Below are 2,727 nucleotides of genomic sequence, written 5' to 3'. Positions count from 1 at the left end.
TACCCGTCCCATCCCTGGGGGCTGCCGCCCCCAGGGATGGGACGGGTAGGGGCGGCGGGGGCGAAAGACGCTAGGCAGGGCGGAGCCACACCGTTGCCAGGGGTGGCAGCGTCAGGCGGATGCTCGCCGGGCGGCCGTGCCACCCCTGGGGCTCGGGCTTGACCGGGTCGGGGTTGGTGACGTCGCTGCCGCCGTAGCGCGCGGCGTCGGTGTTCAAGGTCTCGTACCAGGCGGGGACGTCGTCCGGAACCCCGAGCCGGTAGTCCTGCCGAACCACCGGCGACATGTTCGACACCGCCAGCAGCGGAGCCCCCTCCGCGTCGAAGCGCAAGAACGCGAACACGTTGTCGTCGGCCGCGTCCCCCACCACCCACTGGAACCCGGACGCGTCGGTGTCCCGCTGCCACAGGGCCGGCGTGTGGCGGTAGACCGTGTTCAGGTCGCGGACCAGGTCCCGCACGCCCCGGTGGTCGGGCTCCGCCCCGTACGCCGGGTCCAGCAGCCACCAGTCCGGCCCGTGCGCCTCCGACCACTCCGCGCCCTGCGCGAACTCCTGCCCCATGAAAAGGAGTTGCTTGCCGGGGTGGGCCCACATGAAGCCCAGGTACGCCCGGTGATTCGCGCGCTGCTGCCACCAGTCGCCCGGCATCTTCGACACCAGCGACCGCTTGCCGTGCACGACCTCGTCGTGGGAGATGGGAAGGACGTAGTTCTCGCTGTACGCGTACACCATCGAGAACGTCATCTCGTCGTGGTGGTGCTTGCGGTGGATCGGCTCCTTCGCCATGTACTCCAGCGAGTCGTGCATCCAGCCCATGTTCCATTTCAGGCCGAAGCCGAGCCCTCCGAAGCCTCCCGGGCCGGACACGTGCGTCGGACGCGTCACGCCGTCCCACGCCGTCGACTCCTCCGCGATCGTCACGACCCCGGGTACCCGCCGGTACACCGTGGCGTTCATCTCCTGGAGGAACGCCACCGCGTCCAGGTTCTCCCGACCGCCGTGCTCGTTCGGCACCCACTGCCCGGGCTCACGCGAGTAGTCCAGGTAGAGCATGGAGGCCACGGCGTCCACCCGGAGCCCGTCGATGTGGAACTCCTCGCACCAGTACAGGGCGTTGGCCACCAGGAAGTTGCGCACCTCGCGCCGGCCGAAGTCGAACTCCAGCGTCCCCCAGTCCGGGTGTGCGGAGCGGAGCGGGTCCTCGTGCTCGTACAGGGGGCGCCCGTCGAACTCGGCCAGCGCCCAGTCGTCGCGCGGGAAGTGCGCCGGCACCCAGTCCATCAGGACGCCGATGCCGGCCCGGTGGAGGGAGTCCACCAGGTACTTGAAGTCGTCCGGGGTGCCGAGCCGGGCCGTGGGCGCGTAGAAGCCCGTGACCTGGTAGCCCCAGGAGCCGCCGAAGGGGTGCTCGGCCACCGGCATCAGCTCGACGTGCGTGAAGCCGAGGTCCTTGACGTAGGCGGGCAGCTGCTCGGCGAGTTGCCGGTACGTCAGCCCGGGGCGCCAGGAGGCCAGGTGGACCTCGTACACCGAGAACGGCGCCTCGTGCGGCGGCACCGACCCGCGCCGCGCCAGCCACTCCTCGTCGCGCCACTCGTGCCGCGAGGCGTACACGATGGAGGACGTGTCGGGCGGGGCCTGCGTACGGCGGGCCAGCGGATCCGCGCGCAGCGTCTTCGAACCGTCGGGCCGGGTGATCTCGAACTTGTACAGCTCGCCCTCACCGATCTCCGGCACGAACAGCTCCCAGACACCGGTGCCGCCGAGCGAGCGCATCGGATAACCCGTGCCGTCCCAGAAGTTGAACGTGCCGGCCAGGGACACGCCGCGCGCGTTCGGCGCCCACACCGTGAAGCGGGTGCCGGTCACGCCCTGGTGTGTCATCGGCTCGGCACCGAGCGCCCGCCACAGCTCCTCGTGCCGACCCTCGCCGATCAGATGCAGATCGAGTTCGCCCAGCGCGGGCAGGAAGCGGTACGCGTCCTCGGTCTCCTGGACCGAACCCTCGTACGCCACGAGAAGCTGATAGTCGGCCGGGACCTCCCGCAGGGGCAGCAGCCCCGAGAAGAACCCCTCCGCGTCGTCGTGCAGTTCGGCGCGCAGGCTGCCCGCGACGACGGTGACCGACAGGGCGTACGGCCGGAAGGCGCGGAAGGCGACACCGCCGGGCACCGGGTGGGCGCCGAGCACGGAATGCGGGTCGTGATGGGTGCCGGCGAGAAGACGGTCGCGGTCGACTGCGTCGAGCGCGGGGGAGACAGCGACGTCCACGGGGGCCGGGGGCTCGACGGGGGCCGCCTTCTGCGCGGGGATCTTCTTGGGCGCCGTGCCCGCCTTCTGCGCCGGAATCTTCTTGGCGGCGGCCTTCTTCGGGGCCGTGCTCTTCGCCGCGCTCTTCGCCGTCGTCCTGGCCGTGGTCGTCTTCGCGGCGGCCTTCTTCGCCACGGTCTTCTTGCTCACGGTCTTCTTGGCGGCGGCCTTCTTCGCCGGGGCCTTTTTCGCGGCCGTCTTCTTCGCCGCCCCGGCCTTCTTGGCCGCCTTCTTCGGCGTCCCCTTCTTCATGGCCTCCGCGGCCTTCGCCGTCTTCGTCGCCGCCTTCTTCGCGACGCTCGTCTGCTCGGCCGGCTGTCCGGTCGGCTTCTCGGCCGGCTTCTCGGCCGTCTTCTTCGGGGCCGAACCGCTGGAGGGAGTGGTGCGGGGGGTCACGGGCGGGGCCTCCTAGGCGC

At 71.0% G+C, this 2,727-nt stretch carries 1 protein-coding gene; it reads right to left on the bottom strand.

The genetic code is table 11. The features are described 5' to 3' along the window. Positions 1-70: 70 nt before the first annotated feature. Complete coding sequence (gene glgB / locus L0P92_RS43740) at positions 71-2,707, bottom strand: 1,4-alpha-glucan branching enzyme (RefSeq protein WP_234768694.1); 2,637 nt, start codon at positions 2,705-2,707, stop codon at positions 71-73. Positions 2,708-2,727: the final 20 nt, after the last annotated feature.

It is taken from the genome of Streptomyces muensis (assembly GCF_021474425.1).
Classification (GTDB): Bacteria; Actinomycetota; Actinomycetes; order Streptomycetales; family Streptomycetaceae; genus Streptomyces; species Streptomyces muensis.
The sequence above is the reverse complement of the archived record's forward strand: the minus strand, read 5'-3'. Positions and strand labels throughout refer to the sequence as shown.